The 1,805-nt window shown below is 64.4% G+C and carries 1 protein-coding gene; it reads left to right on the top strand.

Translation table 11 applies throughout. From position 1 onward, the window contains the following. The coding region (locus EOD07_RS33200; RefSeq protein WP_127238234.1) for a valine--tRNA ligase at window positions 1-1,805 on the top strand (1,805 nt) is incomplete at both ends.

The raw sequence follows: 1,805 nt of genomic DNA, 5'->3' as shown, positions 1-1,805 counted from the left end.
ACGAGCGCTTCACCGATCTGGTCGGCCGCAACGTCGTGCTGCCGATCGTCGGCCGCAAGATACCGATCGTCGCCGACGAGTATTCCGATCCGGAGAAAGGCTCCGGCGCAGTCAAGATCACGCCGGCGCACGACTTCAACGATTTCGAGGTCGGCAAGCGCCATAAATTGCCGGCAATCAACATCCTGACTGTCGAAGCGGCCATCAAGCTGAAGGACAATGAGGACTTTCTTGCCGGTATCGAGGTGACGCCGGCGCGCCAGGCCGTGTGGGACGAGCTCGATGGGCTCGACCGTTTCACTGCCCGCAAGAAGATCGTCGAGCTGATGGAGGCCGGCGGATTCCTCGACAAGGTCGAGCCGCACCGGCATGCCGTGCCGCATGGCGATCGCGGCGGCGTGCCGATCGAACCGTTCCTCACCGACCAGTGGTATGTCAACGCCGCCGAGCTCGCCAAGCCGGCGATCGCCTCGGTGCGCGAGGGGCGCACCAACTTCGTTCCGAAGAACTGGGAGAAGACCTATTTCGACTGGATGGAGAACATCCAGCCCTGGTGTATCTCGCGCCAGCTCTGGTGGGGCCACCAGATCCCGGCCTGGTACGGGCCGGACGGACATGTCTTCGTCGAAAAGACAGAGGAGGAGGCGCTTGCTGCCGCCATTGAATATTATCTGGCGCTGGAAGGGCCGTGGAAGGCCTGGGTCGAGGACAAGCTCGAAAACTTCCAACCGGGCGAGATCCTGACCCGCGACGAGGATGTGCTCGACACCTGGTTCTCCTCGGCGCTGTGGCCGTTCTCGACGCTTGGCTGGCCCGACCAGACGCCGGAACTCAAGACCTACTACCAGACCGACGTGCTGGTGACCGGCTTCGACATCATCTTCTTCTGGGTCGCCCGCATGATGATGATGGGCCTGCACTTCATGGACGAGGAGCCGTTCCACACCGTCTATGTGCACGCGCTGGTGCGCGACAAGAACGGCGCCAAGATGTCGAAGTCGAAAGGCAACGTCATCGATCCGCTCGACCTGATCGACGAATACGGCGCCGATGCGCTGCGCTTCACGCTGACGGTGATGGCGGCGCAGGGGCGCGACGTGAAGCTCGATCCGGCCCGCATCGCCGGTTACCGCAATTTCGGCACCAAGCTGTGGAACGCGACGCGCTTCGCCGAGATGAACGAGGTCGCGCGCGACGACACTTTCTGGCTGAACGACGCCAAGCTGCCGGTCAACCGATGGATCCTGACCGAGCTGACGCGGGCGGCGCGCGCGGTCACGGAGGGCATCACCAGCTACCGCTTCAACGAGGCCGCGGGCGCGGCCTACCGCTTCGTCTGGAACCTGTTCTGCGACTGGTATCTGGAGCTGTTGAAGCCGGTGTTCATGGGCACGGACGAAGCCGCCAAGGCCGAAAGCCGGGCCTGCGTCGCCTTCGTGCTCGACGAAATCTACAAGCTTCTGCATCCGATGATGCCGTTCATGACCGAGGAGCTGTGGGCGCAGACCGCGGGCGAGGGCAAGGAGCGCTCCTCGCTGCTTTGCCATGCCGCCTGGCCGTCGCCCGACTTCGAGGACGAGGAGGCCGCCGCCGACATCAACTGGCTGGTCGACCTCGTCTCGGGCATCAGGTCGGTGCGTTCGGAAATGAATGTGCCGCCGTCGGCGATCGCGCCGCTGATGGTGATCGGCGCCAACACGCTGACGCAGGAGCGGCTGGAGCGCCACGCCCAGGCGATCAAGCGGCTGGCGCGCGTCGGCGATATCGCGCTCGCCGACGCGCCGCCGAAAGGCTCGGCCCAGATC

The sequence above is a fragment of the Mesorhizobium sp. M2C.T.Ca.TU.002.02.1.1 genome (assembly GCF_003997225.1).
Note: the sequence above shows the minus strand (reverse complement) of the source record. Positions and strands in the feature narration are given on the sequence as shown.